Genomic DNA, 23,668 nt, shown 5'->3' with positions numbered 1-23,668 from the left:
ATACGTCAGCAGCTGTGTGTAGTGTCTTTAGCCTGTTTTCTATGGCGGTTTTTGGTCCAAAAACCTCATTCATGAGATTTAAATGAGATAGATAGGGCTTTCTGCTCCATGAAAAAAAATGAAGGTTTGTGGGGTTGAAATAGATGCTTTGTGTAGTAATGATGTAGTGTTATAGCTCCATTAAGAACTCTACAAGGTTCTTATCATGGGGTATTTCAAGCTTTTTCCGTAGCCTGTATCTGCGGATTTCTACTCCTCTCAGAGAAATGTTCAGTAAAGATGCCATTTCTTTACTGCTCATATTCATGTGTAAATAGGCACATAGTTTCAGGTCATTCGGTACGAGATCCGGATGATTACCTTTTAGTTTTTTGAAGAAATTCTCATGGGCTTCATTGAAACTACCTTCGAATAGATGCCAGTCGCGTTCGTCATTCATCCCTTCATCAATTACCTTTTGAATCTTCCTCGACTGATCTTCCGAGAGCGGTTTACCCTGGCCATCTTTTAGTTTAGCAATCTCCTGACTGAGCTTCTGCAGCAATTCATTTTTATAGACCAGACTCATGGCCGAATTTGCCAGTTCCCTATTTTTACTGGCTAGTTCTACCTGTAGTTTTTCGGTCTGCAGTTTGATAATCTGACGTTCATTCGCTTCCGCCTCTTTCTTTAAGAAGATTTCTTTTTCTGCCTGTATTTTCTTCTCAATAGCTTCCTGATCTCTCTTTAATTTGAGTTCATAAAGCCGTTTTGCCGCGATGAACAAGGCAATGCCGCAAAGTCCATAAAATGCGATGGCCCAATTGCTGGCATAGAATGGTGGTAGCACCTGGAATTCAAAGGTAGTTTCTTCAGGCAGCACCTGGTCATTGATTTGAGCACGTACCCGGAAGGTATAGTCCCCCTGACTAAGGTTCGTGAAATCCTTCTGTGAAGCCGTGCTCCATTCGGACCACTGTTTTGAATAGCCCTCTAAAAAGTATTGAAACTTGATTTTTGCCTGTCGGTAATAGGGTAGGGCATAGGAAATGCGGATATTATTTCTGGAATAAGGGATTTGCATTTTGGAGGCTGTACTTCCAATTTCAGTCAGTACCTGATAAGTATCTGTGATGTCTTCTATTTTCCTGATCAGTACTGCTGGTAAGTTTTGTTTCTTCAGATTTGCAGGGACGTTGTTCCCATTGTAAATCACGAAACCATCATCAACGCTGATCAGATAGATATTTTCACTGATTTTGCTGATGTTTTCATAATACTGAACCATTCTCCCATCCAGGATGTTGAACCTGTTGGAGTCAATACTGAGTTTGCCGGATTCTGTGAGGTTCACTAAGGCCATTTTGCCCCGGTTGATGAACCAGTATTTAGCTTTACCAGCACTAATAATTTTGTTGGCAGTGGCAAAGCCTTTTAGCTCCTTATTGAGTTCTTTGTAGTTCTTAAAGCGGTTGCTGATGTCATCATAGATATAAAAGCCCTGATCTGAAGAAAAGACAAGGTTATTTTCGATCTTGAAGATGTTGATGTTGTAGTCGTCAGGCAAACCGTTTTTCTCGTTGTATGTTCTTGTGGCGATTACTTTACTCAGGTCTGCACTCAGCGTGAGTTTATACAGTCCTTTGTAAGCATGGCTCACCCAAATGTCGCCTTTACTATCTCGTTCCACATATCTGGAAGGCGCATCAAAATTGGCTACCTTGTTGTGGTAGCGCCACAATCCCTTGGCATCTTTCTTGTAAATGACCAGACCGTTATAGGTACCCTGAATCAGACAATCCTGTCCGTCATCGAGTTTCTTGATAGTCCAGCCTCCATTGGCACTGGATATTTTCTCTAACTTATTGCCGGTTACATTAAAAGTTCCATTGTTATGTCCGCAGATCAATTGACCATCAATGACCGTCAGCTCCCATACCTGTCCCTGAGAATGTGGAATCAATTTGAAATCAAAAGAATTGAAGGTATTTTGTGTACCGGATTTCCAGGGACTATAGAACAAGCCCTGATTGGTTCCTAAGTAAATCGTATTGTGGTAAATCAGACTGGAGTAAACAGTTCCAAACTGACCGGTTTTATCGAAGTAAAAGTATAAAGGAGAGTTTAATTCTATGCGGTCTATTCCATTATCGAGCCCTGCCCAGAGGTTCTGATCCTCATCGGCATAAAGACTCAGCACGGTATTATTTTGCAGACCGCTGGATTTGTTGATCTGCTGAACCACATTTCCCTGATCATCAAGAATGATTAATCCGTTTAAGATGGTACCATAAGCGTAATACTTATTTAAAACCTTTACCCCATTGTTGAGCTGGAAGGTTTTTAGGAAGTTATTAGCGGGGGTGTTAAATTGGCTGAAAGTCTGACCATCATAGAGGAATAAACCATCCTTACTGGTGCCAATCAGCAATTTATCCTGCTGATAAGGTAATATGGACAATACATCTGTTGAATTTGCAGGGGTACTGCCTTTTAATGGGATCAGCTGATCGCCTTTTAATTCAAATAAACCACTGCTCAAGACCTCCACAAAGAACCTTTTTCCCACTTGATGTAGGAATAGAAAAGGCTTGGAGGCATTAATCGCTTTTATTTTATTGTTCTCGTAGATGTAAATGGTAGAGAAAGACTGAAAAATGACCTTTTTTCCGTCGGAACAGATTTTCCAGATCTCGTCTTTTACCGGGTGTTCCTTAGGAACAAGTTTCGTTAAAGAGGTATAGGTTAATTTATCGTTTTTATAGGACCAATAACCTAATTCTCCAAACCCCCCGGTATAGATGATTTCAGAAGGGGCAGCAAGCACAGACCTTACAATTTGTCGGTTGGGCAACTTGTACTGCTGCCAGTATTTGCCGTCGTAAGTAAGTAAACCCTGTGCATTTCCAAAATAAAGGATGCCATTTTTACCTTTACTGATCGACCAGTTTTGGTTGCCGGAAAGGTAAAGTGACTTTGGATAGTTCTGGACATAAGGAACCCCGATACTTTTAATATCGTCTGCTTTAACAGCAAGGGAAATCAGCGCAAATAAAATATATAATATAAGGTATTTCCCTTGGTTGTTCTTCATGAATGCGGATAACGTCTATTTAGAAGCAGTATTTACTGGCTGAGGTACTTTAACGTAATAACCGGTTCCATCGTATTGACGTTTTCTTGGGTGTGTAGTACAAGCTGCAGAACAGCAGCCTTCCAATTCTTCTCCACAGGCATCACATTGTGTAATGTGCTCATTACATTCTGGATTTGCGCAGTTGATCATTTTCGGTGTTACCACTCCACAAGAATAACAGGTAGATACGACGCTCGGGTTTACCGAATTCACATCCACTGCAATTCTGTTGTCGAAAACATAACATTTACCATCAAAATCTTCTCCGCCGGCTTCTTTACCATATTTGACGATTCCGCCATGTAATTGATATACGTCATTGAAACCATGGTGCAGTAGGAGTGCAGATGCTTTTTCGCATTTGATCCCGCCTGTGCAGTAGGTTAGGACTTTTTTGTCTTTGTATTTGGCCAGTTCATTGATTTGTTCCGGGAAGTCCCTGAAGTTCTCAATGTCAAGTGTGATGGCATTTTTGAATCTGCCTAAATTGTGTTCATAGTTAGAACGCACATCAAGGATGATCACGCCTTCCTCTTTAATCATCTTTTGAAATTCTACTGGCTCCAGGTGTTTCCCTGTACGCTGATTAGGATTGATGATGTTCGGATCTTTTAATCCCGAATGCACTATTTCGTCTTTATAACGGCAATGCATTTTAATGAAGGAAGGCTCATCTACTTCGTCAATCTTAAATTCAGTTTTTGCAAAACGTTCATCCGCATGAATGGCCGCCATATAGGCTGCTACATTTTTTGTGGTTCCCGAGATGGTACCGTTGAGGCCTTCATCAGCCACGATAATACGGCCAACAAGGCTTAAAGATTTACAAAAAGTAAGGTGAGTGGCAGCAAATTGTTCTGCGTTTGCTATAGGACTATAGCAATAATAAAGTATGGTCTGGAATTTTTTCATATCATCATTGATACTGTTGCATACAGCGTTTAATGTGGCACAAAGTTAAGAAAGATAAACGAGATTGAAAAAGCTAAATCGCAGGGGTTCTGCCTCCATCCACTCTGATACTGGTTCCGGTGACATAGGAAGCTGCCGGAGATGCCAGGAAGGCAATCACATTGGCAATTTCTTCTGCTTGTCCGAATCTGGCCATCGGGATACTGGAAATCATACCTTTTTGAATGGTTTCTACATCCGTTTGCTGGCTTGCAGCCGTACTTTCAATTAAACTGCCCAGTCTGGTAGTATCTGTTAATCCTGGTAAGATATTGTTGACGGTGATCTGGTAGATGCCTACTTCATTGGATAAAGTTTTTGCCCAGGAGGCCACTGCTGCGCGGATGGTATTGGAAACGCCAAGATTTGGCAAAGGTGTTTTGATAGAAGTAGAAATGATATTGATGATCCTGCCGTAGCCTAATTTTTTCATCCCCGGAAGTACAGCTGTAGCCAGCAAATGATTCCCCACCAGATGCTGCTGAAAGGCAGATTCAAAATCTTCAGGGCTCGCTTTAGTAATCGGGCCGGCTTTTGGACCTCCTGTATTGTTGATTAAAATTGCAACAGGGTGACTCGAAGTAATGTTATGGATGGCATCCGATAACTCCTGCTTTTGAGAGAAATCCGCAATGGCATAGCTGTGCTGCTGCTGTCCATTTTGCAAGAGTTGCGCAACAGCCGCTTTCAATGCATCTTCATTTCTAGCCATTAAGATACAATTGGCTCCTAAACCCGCTAAAACTTTTGCCGTCGCCAATCCAATGCCTTGAGTACTACCACAGATTAACGCGTATTTTCCTTTTAATGAAATGTTCATCTTGATGTTTTATTTTAAACTTATAGAAAATTTATGAGGTAACAATGTTTTTATCCTGTTGTTGGAGGATTGGAATATTGTTAAGTTTGCCTTCGTCATTATAAATCAGCGGGTGATTTGTGAGACGGAATAAATTTAAACACAAAAAATGACCAAAATTTCTATGAAACCAGTGCTGTTGGCAGCAGGCCTTTTGTTTAGCGCAGGTAGTGTATTTGCTCAGGATAACCTGGTAAATGCACTGAGCAACAATCACAGTACAGATAGTAAAAATAGCTTCACTTTTACCCCAGTAATCAATGCAGAAGCAACTTCTGTAAAGAACCAACAGTCTTCAGGAACTTGCTGGAGCTACAGCACCAACTCTTTCTTAGAATCAGAAATGATTCGCGCAGGTAAAAAGCCAGTAGATCTTGCCGATATTTTTACTGCACGCAATGTGTATGTTGAAAAAGGAATCAATTACGTACGCATGCATGGTGCTTTAACCTTAGGTGATGGCGGTGCTTGTCATGATGTCATCAATATGTTTGCTTTATATGGCGCAATGCCACAATCTGCTTATGACGGTAGAAATTATGGTACAGCAGCTAATAAATCGGATGATATGAACAAGTTGACTAAAGCTATTCTTGAAAAAGCAGTAAATGCACCTTCAGGAAAGTTTGATCCAACCTGGAAAACTAAATACATCGCTACAATCGATTCATGTTTAGGTGCCGTTCCAGAGAAATTCTCATTCGAAGGAAAAGAATATACGCCTAAAACTTTCGCTAAAGAAGTAGTAGGGATCAACCCAGCTGATTATGTAGAACTATCTTCTTTCACTACTGCTCCTTACTATACTAAAGCGGTATTAATGGTGCCAGATAACTGGTCTTATGATCAGGTTTACAATGTACAGATGGACGACATTACTAAAGTGATCGACAATGCATTGAAAAAAGGATATACTGTAGCATGGGCTACTGACGTAAGCGAAAAAGGCTTTAGCTGGAAAAATGGTGTTGCCTTTGTTCCGGAAAAAGATTTCGAAGATATGTCTAAAGAAGAACGCGCTACGATGTTCAACGGTCCTAAACCAGAGAAAGAAATTACTGTGGAGATGCGTCAGGCAGCTTTTGATAACTATCAGACTACAGATGATCACGGTATGCAGATTACTGGTATCGCTAAAGATCAAAATGGTAAAGAATATTACATCGTGAAGAACTCATGGGGTGTAACTAACGATTATAAAGGATACTTATACGTAAGCAAGAACTTTGTGAAATACAAAACCACGGCTTTCTTATTAAACAAAAAAGGTCTTCCTTCAGATATTCGTAAGAAATTAAGTCTTTAATTCCATAAAGATGGAGGAGAAAGGCGGTTCCATGATTTGGACCGTCTTTTTTATTTTCTGAACATTTGGTGGGGCTGGTTGTTGATTTATATATAAAGTGAGATTTATGAAGGTGTTTATAACACGGGTCATTCCTGAAGAAGGTCGGGTATTATTGGAAGAAGCAGGGATTGAAATTCAGGAATGGAAGGAGAAAAGGCCATTGTCCCGGGAGGAGCTAATTGCTTATTGCAAGCAAAGCGATGCTTTATTGAGTGTGAGTACAAATCTGGATGCAGCGTTTCTTCAGGCTTGTTCCCATTTGAAAGTAATTGCATTACACTCGGTAGGCTTCGACCACGTAGATGTTGCTGCGGCAACCTCTTTAAATATACCTATCGGAAATACGCCGGGAGTATTGAGTGCTGCAACAGCAGATACCGCCTTTTTATTGATGCTGGCTACTTCCAGAAAAGCATTTTACCTGCATAAAACTATTGAAAAAGGAGAATGGGGATTTTTTGATCCTACAGCCAATCTGGGTATAGAACTCCGTGGGAAGACACTTGGTGTTTTCGGGCTGGGGAAAATTGGTTTAGAAATGGCTAAATGCTGTAAAGCCGCATTCGGAATGAATATAATTTACCATAACCGCTCAAGAAATGAATCCGCAGAGCAGGAGCTTGGTGTAGAATGGGTATCCTTCGAAACATTATTACAGGAAAGCGATGTGCTTACAGTGCATACTGCCCTAACTCCGGAGACGGAGGGTAAGTTTGACTGGGCCGCATTTAATCTCATGAAGCCCTCTGCGATCTTTATCAATACCGCAAGAGGAGCCATTCACCAAGAAGAAGACTTGCTAAAAGCACTGGTAGAAAGAACGATCTGGGGCGCAGGATTGGACGTCACCAACCCTGAACCCATGAGACCTGATCATCCACTATTGCAAATGCCCAATGTATCTGTACTGCCGCATATCGGTTCCGCCACCCAGGAAACCCGTGCCGCCATGTCTATTTTAGCAGCCAGAAATGTCATTGCAGGTTTAAAAGGAGAACAAATTCCTTTTCCTGTAAATCCAGAAGTCTATAAATGATTTCTGGTCACCTTGCCCTTCACTAGAAATATACGTTTGATCGCCTTCCGCTGAAGGACCGTATCTCCCATATAATCCGGATTTAGGGAGCGCAGTATAATCTGCTCCGGATCCTGATGTTCAAAAAGAAGCTTTACCGTCGTGATGTTGTTGGAAACTTCATCCGTTACCATCAGATAGGCTTCTCCCCATTGAATCACCTCCCTGTTTTTAATCTCCTTGATAATAATGATTTCCCCATTGCTGAATTTAGGATACATACTGTCTCCATAAACAGGGAGATAAGCATCGCAGTCATTAAAAGGCAGGTAATTAACGTAGTACTCCGGTGGTTCCTGAAATACATTGAGTTCTCCTACAGTAATCTCACCAAGGTTTACATTAAAATAAGGTACACCTTCTTCTACCTGTGGCAAATGCTCATTCGAATCTGCCGACCTTAAAAACATTTCACCCATTCCTGTATTTAAATATCTTGGGTTGATCTTGTGGTAATCAATGAGGTCTTTCGATAACCTTTTTCCGATATTCCTTCTTCCGCTTTCTATCGAAGAACAATTTCCAATGTGTTTGGTGATCGGATGGTAGAATTGTATCAGGGTCATTTGCTTAGCATAACGGATTTCCCTGAGTCTGGCGCCAGCTTGGTCGCTCTCTGAATAAATGTTTTTCCTCATAGCTTTAATTTTATACACATTAATTTTTGTTACAATTAATTATATGTAATCTTGTATTAATTATTTAGCTAATATAATATTTTAAAGCTTACAAGTTATACTATAAATTAATTAAATGTATTATGAGAAGAAGATATGATATGCTGAGCGTACCTGGATTCAGGTACCTGGAAGATGAAGAGTTAGAAAACCCTTTGCTGGTGGTAGAAGAATTTTTTGAAGCCACAGATTTAGAGTTGTTCAGGCAGGAACTCAGGCTGTTCTTTGCATTGGCCTTTAGTAATAAAGCGTATAAAAGTGGCAAGTTATATGAACCTGCCCGGCAGGCTACGATTCACCAGCGCATCACACGCTTTCTGGAGATGGCCTGGCTGATCCTAAGTAACGACCGGATTGACCTGTCCATGAAGGCAGGAGATCCCTTATTCCAGGTTTCCGGAATGTGGCGAAGGAAAGGCTTTATTGAAGTTGGGAGAAGAATGAAAGACGACAAGATGAAATATTGCCGGGTATTAGAAGACGAGGAGATCAACAATGTGAAACTGGTATTTGAACAGCTCTTTAAATATCAATCCTTAGCCGCATGGCAGGATGAACTGGACATGGTGTTGTTCTATAGCCTTGGCGATATTCCGATGTCTGATGAATGCGAAAATGGTCAAGTATCCTTTCCGATGCATGAGCTTCTGGAGCGGTTGTTGGAAACGGTTCATGTCATGTATGAACTCCGCATCAAAGGAGATGAAGGATGGAAAGTACTGCCGGTAGATGTCGCGATTCAGAACAAGGATTATCGGTTTTTTCCACCTCATTTGATCATGAGTATTGTTCAGCAACATGGATTAACACCGGTTTAAGCTGATTTATTGCTGAGGCTGTCCTATAGCCTCAGCAATAAATATTTCTTAAAGGTTTTTAGAATCCGTAAGACAATCGGAATCCATGATTGATTCTTTTATTACCATCATAAGCAAAGCCGTAAGCAGCTCTAAAGATCAGGCGCTGCAATCCGAAGTAAAACTCCGTATAATTTCTCTTTAATGGCTGGCTCAGGTAACTTACCCCTAACAATTCTTCCAGTTTCAACTTACGAAGAATCGGTATTTTGCTGCTGAACCTTCCGGAGAAGTTATGCTCAAAATGTGCCTCGAAATATTCGCGGTCGGTACTGAACAAATAGAAATCAAGAAATAAGAATTTTCTCATATTTGGTACACTGAACAAAGAATTGTTACCGCTGAAATGTTTAAACTCCGGATAATACACTTGGTTATTGTTTAAAAACTTACCCGCACCAATCACCATAGAAGAGTACCCCCATAATCCGGCACTTATTCTATTTTGGAAGATTTCAGCAGAGATGAGGTCATAATCCACATCACTGCTCATCAGGCCCTTGATGCCTTTCTTATAGGATAAACTAAAGGTTGGGTATTTTGACTCCAGGTAGATCTTCCGATCAGGCATCGTCATATATTTTTGCCCTAGTGTATATTTTAAGGAAGCATCAACACTGAACGATTCATAAGTGGGGAATAAAGGTGTCTCCGTTTCAGGAGTAAATGGGTTATTGGAGGTAAATTCCTCATCCTTCAAATCCCTGATTTTATAACTACTGGTATTTACTAAATTGTGATTTTTGCTGTAATTTACTTTTAGGCTACCCATTAAACCATTGGCCAGCTCCCTTTCGGTTCCAATGTTTACAAATTCTTTCTTATAAAATTTAGAGAAGTTGGTTTCAAAGAGGAGGGAGTTGAAGGAGTTTCCGATCAAACTCATACTACCAAGGTTGTTCAAATCGAAGATTCCAGATCCGCCGCTAGCCGTAATGCTAGCACGTTTAACCGCATCATAATAATAAGTTCCACTAATGGATGCCGTTAGTTCTTTGTTAGATAGGCCATAACGTACCTCAGGTCTGATTTGATAATATTCACCATATTCCAGACGTTTTGTATACGTAATGCCATACCTCATCCCAAAACCTTCTACTGTATTGTAAAATAAAGCCGGCAAGATCGGGTCAAACCTTAAACTTTTCTTGTCATAGCGGTTGTTTAAGGTATAACCACCAATCAATAGCTTAAAGGGTCCCGGTTTATTATTTGCCCTTTCTAAAGAATCCAGGAAACGTTTGGATGTCTTTAAGGCAGCAAGGCTATCTTTTCTGATGTAATCACGACTTTCATCCTGGGTAAGGGGGATAGGCCGGTTATTTAACCAAAACAAAGAGTCTTTTTTATTGACTGCCTTGGTCACTTTTAAAATCTCCCCATTAAAGTAGTTTTTTGGGAATTTTGGATGCGTGTCATAATTGCTGTAAACTCCTACGTAATAGCCTTCGAATTTAAAGCCAAATACATTCCCATTAAATTGGAAGTTGATATTGGAAGGCAGATAGGCCTGTTCAACCTTCAGAAATTGCTGGGAAATTTTTAAGGTATCTATTAAATTGATACCGGAACTTTTGGTCAGGTATACATCCGCATTCACTAAATGCCAATTGTCATCAATGATGTAAATGATCCCATGGAAAACTGGATCATGGTCTCTTTTTGGGGTGACTTCAATCTTGTTCACGGTTTTCCCATTTTCAATCACCACACCCAATAACTTATATTTATAAAAGGATAGGGCATTATCGGCAATAGGTGATACAAAGCCGCGTGCGCTGAGTGTATTTTCCAGCAAAATATTCTGATAGAAATTAATGATCAAATCTGATGCTTTATTGAAACTGAAGGCATTGTTTCTGCCGGCTACCTTAGAGGAAATCATCTCTTCATGTATTTTATCCGGGAGTTCGAAAGAGAATAGAGAAGTAGATTCTGATAAATAAAGGATTCCTTTTCTATTGGTATCCAGATTGAGTGTTTTCTGAATGTCTCTGCCAAAGAATTTCTTTGGGGCACCAACAAGCTTTTGAACGCCTTTAATGTATACATCAGCGGTATAAGCCGGGATTTCTGTTAAATGCTGTTTTCTTTTTTTGATGGCCTGACGGATAATTTCGTAGGCAGGATCTTCTGCATTTCCATCAATGGTGACCCCGGACAGGCTGTAGGATTCCTGGTTTAAAACCGCATTTTCTATAGTTTCTTCCGTAATCGTAACGTTCTTTTCTACGGCCTTATAACCAATGGCTTTGTAGACAATCGTAAAGCTGCCTTTATTTAAAGCAAGCGCATAAATACCATCCACATTTGCAGAAGTACCTTTTGTGGTGTTTTTAACATATACAGAAGCAAAAGGAACGACATCTCCATTTGTATCTTTAATATTGCCTTTTAATTTGAATTCCTGAGCAAATAGTGCGCTGGTTGCGACAAACATCAGTAAAAGCGTAAATTGGATTTTCTTCATAAATGGATTAATGCCTAAATATCGGATATGTATTGCTAGTTAACAGCAAACTTTTGTTAAAGTTTGTTAATGGGTATTGTACAAGGTTGTTCAGGTAAGACGATATTTTTATAACTTTGGTTGCAACAAGCAAATAATAGTATGTATAAAACATTACAACCTGTTCTTCAACAAGAATTGGAGCAAATAGAAAAAGACGGTTTATTTAAGCGTGAACGTGTGATTGTTACCCCACAAGGTGCAGATATCAAAATTAGTACTGGCCAGGAAGTGATCAACTTCTGTGCTAATAACTACTTAGGTTTATCTTCTGATCCACGTGTAACGGAGGCAGCTAAGAAAGCTATCGATAAATATGGCTACGGAATGTCTTCAGTACGTTTCATCTGCGGTACTCAGGATGTACATAAAGAGTTGGAAGAGAAATTATCTAAATTCTTAGGTACAGAAGATACCATTTTATACGCTGCGGCTTTTGATGCAAATGGTGGTGTTTTTGAACCGCTGCTAAATGATCAGGATGCCATCATCTCTGATGAATTGAACCACGCTTCTATTATTGATGGCGTACGTTTGTGTAAAGCAAAACGTTTCAGGTATAAAAATGCGGATATGGCTGATCTGGAAGCACAATTAATTGCTGCTAAAGATGCAAGACACCGTATTATCGTTACCGATGGTGCTTTTTCTATGGACGGTGTGATCGCCCCATTAGATAAAATCTGTGATTTAGCAGATAAATATGAAGCATTGGTGATGATTGATGAATCACACTGTACAGGTTTTATCGGAAAAACTGGTCGTGGAACCCATGAGCATTTTAACGTGATGGACAGAGTAGACATCATTACAGGTACTTTAGGTAAAGCTTTGGGTGGTGCATCCGGAGGTTTTACTGCTGGTAAAAAAGAAATTATTGACATGTTACGTCAGCGTTCACGTCCATATTTATTCTCTAACACTTTGGCTCCGGCAATTGCAGGTGCTTCTGTTGCAGTATTGGATATGTTAAGTGAAACAACTGATTTAAGAGATAAATTAGAAAGTAACACGGTTTATTTCCGTAAGAAAATGACCGAAGCTGGTTTTGATATCAAAGAAGGTGCTCACCCGATTGTTCCGGTGATGCTTTATGATGCGAAATTAGCACAGGAATTCGCTGCTAAAATGCTGGAAGAAGGTATTTATGTGGTTGGTTTCTACTATCCAGTAGTGGCGCAGGGCAAGGCTAGAATCCGCGTACAGCTTTCTGCTGCTCATGAGCAGCATCATTTAGATAAAGCAATTGCAGCATTTACGAAAGTAGGTAAAGCACTTGGTGTGATCTAAAACATTAACGCTGAGTCCAATTTCTACTCGGGCATGACGTTCAAGTTGATTTTTGGACTCAGCGATTATAAAAATATTATATAAATAGCTGTATATTTGACCTCATGTTACAAGAGAAGATAACACAATATACAGCTGAAATAAATGCGTTTTCTACGGATAACGCGGATGAGTTAGAGCAATTCCGAATCAAGTTCCTGGGTACAAAAGGAATCATCAAAGATATTTTCGATGAGTTTAAGGCGGTTTCACCTGAGGAAAAAAGAGTCCTGGGTAAAGTTTTAAACGAATTTAAACAATTGGCGGAAGCTAAATATCAAACGCTTAAAGATCAAACTGAAGTAATCGATACCCATACAGATCTAGGTTTAGACCTGAGCTTACCTGGTGAAGGTTTCGAAATCGGTGCCCGTCATCCACTGGCATTGGTGAGAAGAGAGATCGTCGAAATTTTTAACAAATTAGGCTTTATTGTGGCTGAAGGTCCCGAGATTGAGGACGATTGGCATAACTTCTCTGCATTGAACTTCCCTGAAGAACATCCGGCACGTGATATGCAGGATACTTTCTTTATTAAGAAAGGTGGAGAAAAGGGGGATATCGCTTTGCGTACCCATACCTCCTCAGTTCAGGTGAGAATGATGGAAGAAGGAAAACCGCCATTCAGAGCGATTATGCCAGGTCGTGTGTATCGTAACGAAGCGATCTCGGCAAGAGCACACTGTTTCTTCCACCAGATAGAAGGTTTGTATGTGGATGAGAATGTTTCATTCGCCGACTTAAAGCAGACGTTATTCTATTTTGTACAGGAATTGTATGGAGAGGGAACAAAAGTTCGTTTCCGCCCTTCCTATTTCCCTTTTACAGAGCCTTCTGCTGAAATGGATATCTCTTGTACAATATGTAAAGGTGCTGGATGTCAGCTGTGTAAGCAAAGTGGCTGGGTAGAGATTCTCGGCTGCGGTATGGTAGATCCGAATGTATTGGAAAACTGTGGCATCGATTCAAAGAAATTTAGCGGTTTTGCTTTTGGAATGGGAATCGAACGTGTAGCTAACTTAAAGTTTGAAATCAAAGATCTGAGGTTGTTCTCTGAGAATGACGCTCGCTTTTTGAAACAATATAAAACATCGTTGATCTAACCTAAATGATTAAAAAGATAACCGGCGCATTTGTAGTCTTACTGCTTTTTGTAGGTTGTGGCAAGGATGAAGGAGTGTACATTCCTAATGTTCTTGTCAACTTCCAGATTACAGAAGCAGAATTCAGTATCAAAGCAGATGACAATATCTTATTAGTCGACAATCAGGGGGTTGCAGGTTTGATGATCATTAAACTTGCTCCTGGTAGTTATGTTGCCTTTGATCGCTGTAGTTCAGTAAATGCTGAACAGCGTTGTAAAGTAGTTCCGGATGATAACTTGATTACGGCAACTGATCCCTGCAGCGGTGCTAAATTTTTACTGCTTGACGGCAGTCCGCAGAAAGCGCCGGCTGTTCGTTATTTAAAGGTATATCGCACCTCTGTTGGAAGCGGTGGAAGGATAAACGTATCTAATTGATGGAACCAGAGAAAATAAAAGAAAGCATAATCAGGGCTGCAAAGGAGTTGTTTAGAAAATATGGTTATCACAAAACTAGTGTTAACGAAATTGCAAAGAAAGCCAGAATTGCGAAGGCCACTATATACAAATACTTCGAAAGTAAAGAACAGGTTTTAGATGCAATCTTAATGGATTATCTGGATTTAAACCTCCATGAAATTCTAAAGAATAAAGCGCAGTTTTCTAATGAAGAAGAGCATTTGACGGCATTGGTGATGAAAACCTGCAGGTTAACCTATACTGTTTGTAATGAATTTATTGGCTGGGACTTTGTAAGGGAGAACGCGAATTCCCAAGAGTTTCTAAAACACTTGTCAGACCAATTAGAATCTCTATTGCTGTCTGCTTACCTGGAACTGGATCATTTCAAAAATAACCCTTCACGTAAAGAAGGGTTGGCTTTTTTATTGAAAGCAAGTAAAAGCATCGTGTTTTCATTTGCCTTTACTTCAGTAAGTGATTCTGATGTGAGAAAGAACTTTGTAAGTTTCCAAAAAGAACTCCTGCCTTTTTTGGTAAAAGCAGCGTTGTAAACTACTGGAAATGTTCCATTATATTGAAAACCTCTTGCTAGCTCAGGAGGTTTTTTTGTGCATACCCGACCACAACCCCGTCTTTTTATTCATTTCTGGTCGTTAATTTTTACAGTTCCTAAATGAAAGCATTCAGTTAGAACAGGAAGATCACAAATTCTAAAACAAATTCCTTTAAACTATCTACCTAAACTTAAAACAATCTTTATAAATTGATAACGTATACCGTTTTGGTATTCGGTATAAAAAGACTTATCTTAGCGAAGTTATCAACTTGTAAGACAATGAGTAAAGAGGTTTTAGAAATTTCTATTTTGGTTGATGAGAAGTTTGATATGAGCTTTAACCTGGTTGAAGGCATCTTTGGTTTTATCCTTCGTGTTTTTGATAAGTAAAAGATAATATTGAATTTTCTTGTTGAATAGGCTTTAAAAGCCTCATTGAAACCTCTATGTCTTAAAATTTCATTTTTTCTTCTTGACCATAACTGCGGCTCAATTTAGAACTGATCTACCTGATCATCATTGAAAAACATTTACAACGCAATGAAAAAAAACTTAAATTTGCGGCATAATGAGTAGAAATAGAAAATCCGGAACGGTAACCATTATCCCCAATTTAAGTATTATTGATATTGCCGAAGAAGGCAAGGGAGTAGGTAAAGCAGATGAGTTGGTGGTATTTGTGGATAAAGCCGTACCCGGCGATGTCGTTGATGTTCGTGTTGTAAAAAAGAAAAAGAATTTCGCCGAGGCCGTAATTGAGGCTATACATGTAAAATCTGAGTTGAGAACAGAGGCATTTTGCCAGCATTTTGGTACTTGTGGTGGCTGTAAATGGCAGCACATGGACTACAGCGCCCAATTGACATTTAAACAGAAAAATGTAGAAGCCGCTTTGCAAAGACTGGCTAAAATTGATATCTCCTCTATGGAGCCGATTTTAGGATCAGCAGAGAACAAATACTATAGAAATAAATTAGAATATACCTTTTCAAATAAACGCTGGTTAAATAAGGCAGATATGCCGGTGATTGCAGATGCTGAAGTTCCAGCTGATGAAAATGGTGTGCTTGAAGAAGTAGCTGCTCCTGAAAAGGCAGAAATGGAAATGAATGCATTAGGTTTCCACGTTCCTCTGCGTTTTGACAAAATATTAGACATTGAGCATTGCTATTTACAGGCAGAACCTTCTAACACTTTGAGAAATAAAGTGAGAAGTTATGCTTTGGAAAATGGAATCAGCTTCTATGATCTGCGTAACCATGAAGGTGCTTTAAGAAACCTGATCATCCGCACTTCCTCTACAGGTGAAGTGATGGTAGTGGTAGTGTTCGCTTATGTGGAACAAGCACAGGTGGATGGTATGATGGAATATCTGAAAGTTAACTTCCCGGAAGTGACTTCTCTTTTATACATCATCAACCAAAAGAAAAATGATACCATTTTCGATCAGGAAGTGATTACCTACGCAGGTAGAGACCACATCTTTGAAGAAATGAACGGACTGAAATTCAAAATCGGTGCGAAATCATTCTATCAGACCAACTCTTTACAAGCCTTTGAATTGTATAAGATTACGAAAGAGTTTGCTGGTTTCGGCGGAGATGAACTGGTATACGATTTATATACTGGTGCCGGTACGATTGCCAACTTTGTAGCAGGCAGCGTGAAGCAGGTGATTGGTGTTGAATATGTGCCTACGGCAATTGAAGATGCTAAATTCAACTCGAATTTAAACGGAATCAACAATACCACCTTCTATGCAGGTGATATGAAAGATATTTTAACCACTGATTTTATTGCAATACATGGTAAGCCTGATGTGGTGATCACAGATCCACCAAGAGCAGGTATGCATGCAGATGTTGTCGCCAGATTGCTAGAGATGGAAGCAGAGAAAATTGTGTATGTGAGCTGTAATGCAGCGACTCAGGCAAGAGATTTAGCCCTGTTAAAAGATAAATATGAAGTAGTACGCATCAAGCCTGTAGATATGTTCCCACATACACAGCATGTTGAAAACGTAGTGCTTTTAAAATTTACCGGTCTGACTACTGTTGAAGTAGCAGAAGCTAATTAGATAAAAATGGATATTGAAGAGTTATTGCCTCTACAGGACCCTGAAGAAGGTAAAAAAGAGGATAAAAAGAAAGTAAGTCCATTGGTGAGTTTAGAAAAAGATCTCGAATTGTATTCAGATTCTATCAAGGAGGTTTCCATTGCGATCCTCAATGAAGGAATTTCTACGCACCCGATCTTTGTGGCGCACCAACATACGGTTTCAATAGGAGAGATGATCCTGGACAGAACAGAATTAAATACCGACTGGACCATTCAGGCTTCTACCTTAGATGAGTTTGTGCAGAAAGGAATTATTAATCCTGAAAAGAAAGCACTATTCTTAAAAAGCTATAAGAAGCCACAAGAATTTATGTGCGTATTTGTGATTGTTCCAGAAGGAGCAAATTTCATTTACTACCCGTATAAAAAATAATAGACCATAAAAAATCCCTACCAGGTACTACCTGTGTAGGGATAAACTAAAAACTAATGGTCTAAATTATTTTACATGAATTACATCTCCACTTTTTGAAGAAGAGGTTTTATTCAATGCTGCATTTCCTTTATAGTGGACATCGCTGCCACCACTGGCACTCGCTTCCAATCCTTTGTTTACAAATACATTCGCATCTGAACCACCACTGGCGGTTACTTTTGCATAATCACTGATCAATTGATAAGCGTGTACATCACTGCCGCCACTGCTTTCAACAATCATATTTTTTACTGTTCCTTTAAGTTTAGCATCTGAACCGCCGCTTATCGTCACTTCCAGATCATCCGCTTGGATATCTAAAGAAAGGTCGGCTCCGCCAGAAGCACGCAGGCTCAATTTTGGTGTTTTAATGGTATTCTGACTATAAACATCACTGCCGCCGCTAGCGGTAATGGCTTTCAATGTTTTATAGTTCACATAAACTTTAACGCTTTGTCCCTTAAACTTTCTTCCCCAGCCTTGATTATCCTTGTATTTGATGTTTAAGGCTGAACCATTCTTTTCAACCACTATATTTTTTAAAAGCTCTTCATGAGCTGTCACTTTAATGTTCTCTGAATTACTCTGCGTAAGATAAAGGTCTATTCCGCTGGAAACAGTGACTTCATTGTAATTCGTTAAAGGGATATTTTTGTCTTGCTGTGCTTTTGCTGGTATCGTAAATATGGAAAAAGCTAAAAGAACAGGCAGTGCTGATTTAAATAGTAAAGTGCTTTTCATGGGATTTGTGATTTGGTTACATGGATTAGACACCATTCCTACCTAAACGTTGCAGGATTTGGAATTTATTTTTTAAATATTTGAATATACCCCTTAAAATCGTTCTTTTTGTAGTATAAACTAGTAAATAACAAATGGCAGAATCTCAATTGCTTATTCTTGACAAGAAGCAGATACAACAAAAGATTAATAGGATTGCTTACCAGATATTGGAAGATAACCTGAATGAGAAGGAAATTGTATTGGCTGGAATATGGGATCGTGGGTATAAAGTGGCCCTGCGACTAAAGAAAGTATTGGCTAAGATTTCAGACCTGAAAATTACCATGTTGAAAATTGAACTGGATCGATTAAATAGCAAGCTGGTAGCCAATACAGATCTTGATGAGAGTCATTGGAAAAATAAAGTGATTATTTTAGTGGATGATGTACTGAATAGCGGTAAAACATTGGCTTATGGATTAGGCGTTTTCCTGAATACCCCGCATAAAAAGATCAGAACTGTGGTATTGGTAGATAGAAGCCATAAAATATTCCCTATTGCAACGGATTTCGTTGGTCTGCAGATGGCTACCGTTTTAAAGGAGCATGTAGATGTAGTGATTGATGTAGAGGGAGAAGAGGACCGTGTTTATTTAAGTTAATCTTGGATTTAAGGCATATTTTTCTCATTTTAGAGAGATGTACCCGTCCCGCAAAAGCAAGTTAATTTTTCAATTCTTTTCCTGGTATAGCGCTTATATCATAAAAAAGGATTTTTCAAGCTATACTTACAACCGGTTGCAGCTGAAGGAGGGGGAGGCCATACTGCTCCTCGCTAATCATTTTAGCTGGTGGGATGGTTTCTTAATGTTTCAATTGAATAAGGTAGTTTTTAAGAAAGAATTCCATGTGCTGGTCAGCGAAGAAGATTATCAGCGGCGATGGTATTTAAAATATCTCGGTGCTTTTGCTTCCAAAGTGAAAGGGAAAGATGTGGTAAAAACACTAGCCTATGCCGGACAGCTATTAGACGATCCCCAAAACTTAGTGCTTTTCTTTCCACAGGGTAAGCTGTACACCAGTTATGTGAGCAATATTTCTTTTGAAAAAGGAGTGATGCAATTGATCAATGCTTCAAAGAAGAAGTTTCAAGTGGTATTCTCTGCCACACTTACCGACTATTTTGACAAAAGAAAACCAATGGCCAAAAGTTACCTTTCTACCTGGGAGGCGGAAGAATACATCAGCTTGCAGCTGTTGAAAAGAGAGTATAACAAACATTACAGTGAGGCCATCCATCAACAAAGTAAAAAGTCTGCATGATTTTTTTCCTTTATATAGTACTCGTCTTTTTAGTCCTTCGTTTTTCGGTTACCCTATTTAATTTTCTTTCTAATCCTAAAATGGGGAATTATGGTAGGTCTTTTACAGATAAGGTGCTGATCATTATAAATGTTCAGCAGTCTGAAGAAGAAGCAGAGAAACTGATCGCCAGCATCTCCGAACAGGATTATCAAAATTATGAAATCCTAATTCAGCCGATCCATAGTCCGGATGCGGTTGCCACGGAGAAAGCCGCTTACTTTCTATTTCTGGATGCAGATACTGTAATTCAAAGAGGATTCATTAATAGTCTGATTTATCGGACTACCGTATTTAAACTCGCGCTGCTGAGTGTGATTCCTACGCTGCGGATTTCTGGATTTATAGCCAACTGCATGTATCCCCTGACAGATTTTGTGTTATTGAATTTATTTCCTTTAAGATTAGTTCGACTGTTGAAACATCCTTCATTTTCAATGGCAAATGGCGCTTGTTTATTCTTTGATGCAGACATTTGTCGCCAATACGAATGGGTTGACACCCTTAAGTCTTCTAATCAAGCTGCGCTCGAAATTATGAAAATGGTAAAACAGGAAAAGCTAAATGCGGACCTGCTGCTGGGAAACAAATTGATTTACCTGGAAGAAAGTAAACCTGATGTGGCTGGTATTTCCGGGCATCTGATGCTTAATTTCAATCAGCAGCCGATCGTTGCCCTTGCCTACCTGATATTAGTAATCGGCGGGCCAATTGCGATGGCGCTCACTTTAAACCCGGTATTTCTGCTGCTGCCCTATGGACTGATCTTTTTATCAAGGATGATGATCGCTTATTTGACGGCTCAAGAACCTTTTCCTTCCATCTTGTACCATCCATTACAAATGATCAGTTTAATCTGGCTACTGATTCATCGATGCTGGAACAGCTTTCCTGGACTATCTAAGTCTAAGAAATAGTATATCAGGTGCTAGAAATAGCATATGAAACTCTTTTTATGTAATTTTGTAAATCAATAGGTTCCATATCATTAATTATGAAATACGATTTAGCCGTCACGATAGATAAAGCATCAGGATTTTGTTTCGGAGTAGTATATGCAATCGACATGGCTGAGGATATTTTAGACCATGAAGATTATTTATATTGCCTCGGCGACATTGTGCACAATGATGAAGAGGTGAAGCGATTAACTGCTAAAGGACTTCGTATCATCGATCACGAGCAGCTGCAGACTTTGAAAAATGAAAAGGTTTTGATCAGAGCACATGGGGAAGCGCCAGCAACTTATCAGTTGGCGATGGAAAATAATTTGATCCTAATTGATGCTTCCTGTCCGGTAGTGTTAAAACTGCAGAATAGGATCAAGAATTCACATGACGACGACGAACAGATTCTGATCTTCGGAAAACATGGTCATGCGGAAGTGATCGGTTTACAAGGACAAACAGATGGGAAAGCCATCGTGTTTCAGGATCTCGCAGAATTGGATGACGTGGATTTACCTTCGAAATTCACTTTATACAGTCAGACCACCAAAAGCACAGATAAATTTTATCACATCAAAGAACAACTGCTGAGTAGGGGGTATGAAGTGAAAGCAAATGATACCATTTGCCGACAGGTTTCTAACCGTTATGGAGATCTGGAAAAATTCGTCGTTGATTTTGATAAGATCATCTTTGTATCCGGTAAGAAATCTTCCAATGGAAAGGTCTTATATGATGTCTGCAAAAAATACAATCCTAATGCCTACTTTATTTCAAATGTGGAAGAAATCGATCAAAGTTGGTTTGCTGCAAATGATAAAGTCGGGATTTGTGGAGCTACGTCTACACCAATGTGGCTAATGGAACAGGTAAAATCAACTTTAGAATCTTATTAATACAATATAACATCATAAAAAAGTAATTATTGGTTTTCCGAGTAGAGATACCGAGTTATAATCATTTGATTAATTATTTTTGCTAAAATTATGGGAAAAAAGGGCATACTGCTAGTGAATTTAGGAACTCCGGATAGTCCGGAAGTAAGTGATGTAAGAACATATCTTGACGAGTTCTTGATGGATGAGCGTGTGATTGATATCAGCGCTTTTCAGAGAACATTATTAGTGAAAGGAATTATTGTTCCTTTTCGCAGCCCTAAAACTTCTAAATTATACAAGGAGATATGGGATGAAAATGGATCGCCTTTATTGTATTACAGCAAGATTCAGGCAGCCATGCTACAGGAGAAACTTGGCGATGAATATCAGGTTGAATTGGCCATGCGCTATCAAAATCCTTCTATTGCTTCCGGTCTGGACAGACTAAAAGCTGGGTTGGTAGAAAGCATTCAAGTGATTCCTTTATTTCCGCAATATGCCTCTGCTAGTACAGGTTCGGTGATCCAAAAGGTGATGGAACTGGTGAGTAGATGGCAAACGGTTCCGCCAATTAGCTTCATCAACTCTTTCCATGATAATGAATTGATGATCGATACTTTCGCTGAAAATGCACAAAAGTATCAGCCGGAAAGTTATGATCAGATCTTATTTAGTTTCCATGGCTTGCCAGAAAGACAATTAAAGAAATGTGACCATACCGGCCAGCATTGCTTGAAAAAAGAAAATTGCTGTAGTACCCTAACCGATGTGAACAAGTTTTGCTATTCTGCACAGTGTCATGATACCGCCAGACTGATCGCTAAAAGATTGAACATTTCTGCTGAGAAGTATTCCGTATGTTTCCAATCGAGATTAGGGAAAGACCCTTGGGTACAGCCTTATACCAGTGATGTTTTAAAAGAACTTGCGGAAAAAGGTAAAAAGAGACTTTTGGTATTCTGTCCGGCCTTTGTGGCAGATTGTTTAGAAACACTGTACGAAGTCAGCGTGGAATATCATGAAGAGTTTAGAGCCCTTGGAGGTGAAGAAGTTCAGTTGGTCGCCAGTTTAAATGACGACCCCAAGTTTATTGAAGCACTAGTTGAAATGGTGAAACCATCATAAGCATCACTTCGTAACCGATAGAAAACAATAGTTTCTGCCGAAGAATTAGAAATTACGAGCAATATAATCCAGGATCTGGCGGGTAGAACCGGTTTTGTCCTGTACATATTTCTGAGCGATCTTTCCCGCAGCTGCATTCTTCTGGAATTGCAGAAAAGCGGCAGAAAGATCGCTTTCTGTTTCAATACTAATAGCTGCTCCAATTTCAATTAGGTCTTTTGCCTCTTGGAACTTAGCATACTTAGGGCCAAAAATTACGGGAATTCCATAAGCAGCAGCTTCGAGGGTGTTGTGAATGCCTGCCCCGAATCCTCCACCGATATAGGCAATGGTGCCATATTGATAAAGCGAGGAAAGCATGCCGATGTTGTCTATGATTAGGGTTTGGGCAATTTTTTCACTTCCTTTTAATAGTTCGGAATGAGTAATTGCTGCAGGAATATTTTTTTTTAGCGCTGCAATATGTGAATCGTCTGTTTCATGCGGTGCAATGATGAATTTCCAGTCTGGATGCTGGGCAATAAGTCCAGCGATCAACTGCTCGTCAGCCGGCCAGCTGCTGCCAGCAATAAACACCGGATCTGACCCGCAGAAATCTGCGACCTCCTGAATGGTTTTTGGCGATTGGGCATTTTCTGCCACCCGGTCGAAGCGGGTATCTCCGCTTAGACTTACATTTTCCAAATGGATACTTTTTAATAAGTCAACACTCTCTTGGTTTTGAACAAAGAAATGATTGACGAAACTTAGAATTTTCCGGTTAAAGGAGCCGTACCATTTGAAAAATATCTGATCTGGCCGGAAAATCCCAGAAATTACATATAAGGGAATGTTTTGCTGATGTAAGACTTTGAAATAGTGGTACCAATATTCATACTTAGTGAAGATGGCGATTTCAGGTTTGATCGCCGCAACAAATTTTCTGGCATTCGCCGAAGTATCCAAAGGCAGATAAAAAACACCAGCTGCCAAAGCATAGTTTTTTCTGATTTCATATCCCGAAGGAGAGAAGAAAGTAACCACAATATTCTTATGGGGATAGAGGTTTTTTATTTTTTCCAAAACGGGTCTTCCTTGCTCGAATTCGCCCAGTGAGGCAAAATGAAACCATATATTGGTTATCGAAGGATCCAGCGTTTTTTCAATATGCTCAAAAAGTTGAGTTCTACCCTCGATAAACAGTTTAGCTTTTGTGTTGAATAAGGAAAATACGCGCAGCACTAATCCATAAAAAGAGATTCCTATATTATAAAGCCAAAGCATTTTGTGTGTTTATTT

At 39.5% G+C, this 23,668-nt stretch carries 22 protein-coding genes; 15 read left to right on the top strand and 7 right to left on the bottom strand.

All coding sequences use genetic code 11. From position 1 onward, the window contains the following. Positions 1-169 precede the first annotated feature (169 nt). The 3 genes from H9X96_RS09075 to H9X96_RS09065 all read right to left on the bottom strand — a co-directional run bounded on the left by H9X96_RS09075 (position 170) and on the right by H9X96_RS09065 (position 4,886). On the bottom strand, positions 170-3,073 hold the full coding sequence (locus H9X96_RS09075; RefSeq protein ID WP_187665983.1) for a triple tyrosine motif-containing protein: 2,904 nt from the start codon (positions 3,071-3,073) through the stop codon (positions 170-172). 15 nt (positions 3,074-3,088) lie between these two features. Continuing rightward, positions 3,089-4,027 (bottom strand): rhodanese-related sulfurtransferase, encoded by a 939-nt coding sequence (locus tag H9X96_RS09070; RefSeq protein WP_187665982.1) that lies wholly within the window; start codon positions 4,025-4,027, stop codon positions 3,089-3,091. Positions 4,028-4,100: 73 nt separating this feature from the next. Then, positions 4,101-4,886: an SDR family oxidoreductase gene (locus tag H9X96_RS09065; RefSeq protein WP_187665981.1), complete on the bottom strand. Its 786-nt coding sequence runs from the start codon at positions 4,884-4,886 to the stop codon at positions 4,101-4,103. A 148-nt stretch (positions 4,887-5,034) separates the two neighbouring features. Between H9X96_RS09065 and H9X96_RS09060 the strand changes: the two genes are divergently transcribed. Then, positions 5,035-6,231 (top strand): aminopeptidase C, encoded by a 1,197-nt coding sequence (locus H9X96_RS09060; protein WP_187665980.1) that lies wholly within the window; start codon positions 5,035-5,037, stop codon positions 6,229-6,231. A 106-nt stretch (positions 6,232-6,337) separates the two neighbouring features. After that, entirely contained in the window at positions 6,338-7,309 is a 972-nt protein-coding gene (locus H9X96_RS09055; RefSeq protein ID WP_187665979.1) for a D-glycerate dehydrogenase, read from the top strand. On the opposite strand, the gene H9X96_RS09050 is transcribed toward H9X96_RS09055, so the two are convergent. Continuing rightward, positions 7,300-7,986, bottom strand: a complete 687-nt coding sequence (locus H9X96_RS09050; RefSeq protein WP_187665978.1) for a helix-turn-helix transcriptional regulator — start codon at positions 7,984-7,986, stop codon at positions 7,300-7,302. The genes H9X96_RS09055 and H9X96_RS09050 overlap by 10 nt on opposite strands. A 122-nt stretch (positions 7,987-8,108) precedes the next feature. Here H9X96_RS09050 and H9X96_RS09045 point away from each other — a divergent pair, with 122 nt between their 5' ends. Continuing rightward, positions 8,109-8,843, top strand: coding sequence for a hypothetical protein (locus H9X96_RS09045; protein WP_187665977.1), 735 nt, complete (start codon positions 8,109-8,111; stop codon positions 8,841-8,843). Between the two features lie 58 nt (positions 8,844-8,901). Here the strand turns inward: H9X96_RS09045 and H9X96_RS09040 are convergent, their stop codons facing one another. Beyond that, positions 8,902-11,352 (bottom strand): DUF5686 and carboxypeptidase regulatory-like domain-containing protein, encoded by a 2,451-nt coding sequence (locus H9X96_RS09040; RefSeq protein ID WP_187665976.1) that lies wholly within the window; start codon positions 11,350-11,352, stop codon positions 8,902-8,904. A gap of 141 nt (positions 11,353-11,493) precedes the next feature. On the opposite strand from H9X96_RS09040, the gene kbl reads away from it, so the two are divergent. The 7 genes from kbl (at position 11,494) to H9X96_RS09005 (ending at position 17,313) form a co-directional block, all read left to right on the top strand. Beyond that, the gene (gene kbl, locus H9X96_RS09035; RefSeq protein WP_187665975.1) at positions 11,494-12,681 is read left to right on the top strand and encodes a glycine C-acetyltransferase; all 1,188 of its coding nucleotides are present in this window, start codon (positions 11,494-11,496) and stop codon (positions 12,679-12,681) included. A 104-nt stretch (positions 12,682-12,785) separates the two neighbouring features. Next, positions 12,786-13,823, top strand: coding sequence for a phenylalanine--tRNA ligase subunit alpha (pheS, locus tag H9X96_RS09030; protein ID WP_187665974.1), 1,038 nt, complete (start codon positions 12,786-12,788; stop codon positions 13,821-13,823). A 5-nt stretch (positions 13,824-13,828) separates the two neighbouring features. After that, entirely contained in the window at positions 13,829-14,242 is a 414-nt protein-coding gene (locus tag H9X96_RS09025; protein ID WP_187665973.1) for a hypothetical protein, read from the top strand. Beyond that, positions 14,242-14,817 (top strand): TetR/AcrR family transcriptional regulator, encoded by a 576-nt coding sequence (locus H9X96_RS09020; protein WP_062546894.1) that lies wholly within the window; start codon positions 14,242-14,244, stop codon positions 14,815-14,817. The genes H9X96_RS09025 and H9X96_RS09020 overlap by 1 nt, the downstream gene beginning before the upstream one ends. Positions 14,818-15,101: 284 nt before the next feature. Beyond that, positions 15,102-15,212 (top strand): phenylalanyl-tRNA synthetase subunit alpha, encoded by a 111-nt coding sequence (locus H9X96_RS09015; protein WP_187665972.1) that lies wholly within the window; start codon positions 15,102-15,104, stop codon positions 15,210-15,212. 178 nt (positions 15,213-15,390) lie between these two features. Next, positions 15,391-16,899, top strand: coding sequence for a 23S rRNA (uracil(1939)-C(5))-methyltransferase RlmD (gene rlmD, locus H9X96_RS09010; RefSeq protein WP_187665971.1), 1,509 nt, complete (start codon positions 15,391-15,393; stop codon positions 16,897-16,899). A gap of 6 nt (positions 16,900-16,905) precedes the next feature. Continuing rightward, positions 16,906-17,313 carry a hypothetical protein gene (locus tag H9X96_RS09005; protein ID WP_062546896.1) on the top strand — a complete coding sequence of 136 codons (408 nt, stop codon included), beginning with the start codon at positions 16,906-16,908 and terminating at the stop codon, positions 17,311-17,313. Positions 17,314-17,379: 66 nt separating this feature from the next. Here H9X96_RS09005 and H9X96_RS09000 read toward each other — a convergent pair whose 3' ends face one another. Then, complete coding sequence (locus H9X96_RS09000; protein ID WP_187665970.1) at positions 17,380-18,096, bottom strand: head GIN domain-containing protein; 717 nt, start codon at positions 18,094-18,096, stop codon at positions 17,380-17,382. A 134-nt stretch (positions 18,097-18,230) separates the two neighbouring features. Here H9X96_RS09000 and H9X96_RS08995 point away from each other — a divergent pair, with 134 nt between their 5' ends. From H9X96_RS08995 to hemH, 5 genes are all read left to right on the top strand, one after another. Next, positions 18,231-18,740 (top strand): phosphoribosyltransferase family protein, encoded by a 510-nt coding sequence (locus H9X96_RS08995; protein WP_182961830.1) that lies wholly within the window; start codon positions 18,231-18,233, stop codon positions 18,738-18,740. 136 nt (positions 18,741-18,876) lie between these two features. Then, complete coding sequence (locus H9X96_RS08990) at positions 18,877-19,401, top strand: 1-acyl-sn-glycerol-3-phosphate acyltransferase (RefSeq protein ID WP_255431062.1); 525 nt, start codon at positions 18,877-18,879, stop codon at positions 19,399-19,401. Next, positions 19,398-20,357: a hypothetical protein gene (locus H9X96_RS08985; RefSeq protein ID WP_187665968.1), complete on the top strand. Its 960-nt coding sequence runs from the start codon at positions 19,398-19,400 to the stop codon at positions 20,355-20,357. The genes H9X96_RS08990 and H9X96_RS08985 overlap by 4 nt, the downstream gene beginning before the upstream one ends. A gap of 77 nt (positions 20,358-20,434) precedes the next feature. Then, positions 20,435-21,283: a 4-hydroxy-3-methylbut-2-enyl diphosphate reductase gene (locus tag H9X96_RS08980; RefSeq protein ID WP_187665967.1), complete on the top strand. Its 849-nt coding sequence runs from the start codon at positions 20,435-20,437 to the stop codon at positions 21,281-21,283. Positions 21,284-21,373: 90 nt separating this feature from the next. Continuing rightward, positions 21,374-22,390 (top strand): ferrochelatase, encoded by a 1,017-nt coding sequence (hemH, locus tag H9X96_RS08975; protein WP_187665966.1) that lies wholly within the window; start codon positions 21,374-21,376, stop codon positions 22,388-22,390. A 45-nt stretch (positions 22,391-22,435) separates the two neighbouring features. Here the strand turns inward: hemH and H9X96_RS08970 are convergent, their stop codons facing one another. Continuing rightward, the gene (locus H9X96_RS08970; protein ID WP_187665965.1) at positions 22,436-23,653 is read right to left on the bottom strand and encodes a 3-deoxy-D-manno-octulosonic acid transferase; all 1,218 of its coding nucleotides are present in this window, start codon (positions 23,651-23,653) and stop codon (positions 22,436-22,438) included. Between the last annotated feature and the right edge of the window lie 15 nt (positions 23,654-23,668).

Origin of the sequence: Pedobacter sp. N36a (assembly GCF_014472395.1) — a bacterium.
Lineage (GTDB): Bacteria > Bacteroidota > Bacteroidia > Sphingobacteriales > Sphingobacteriaceae > Pedobacter.
This window is presented reverse-complemented; position numbering and strand designations above follow the sequence as displayed.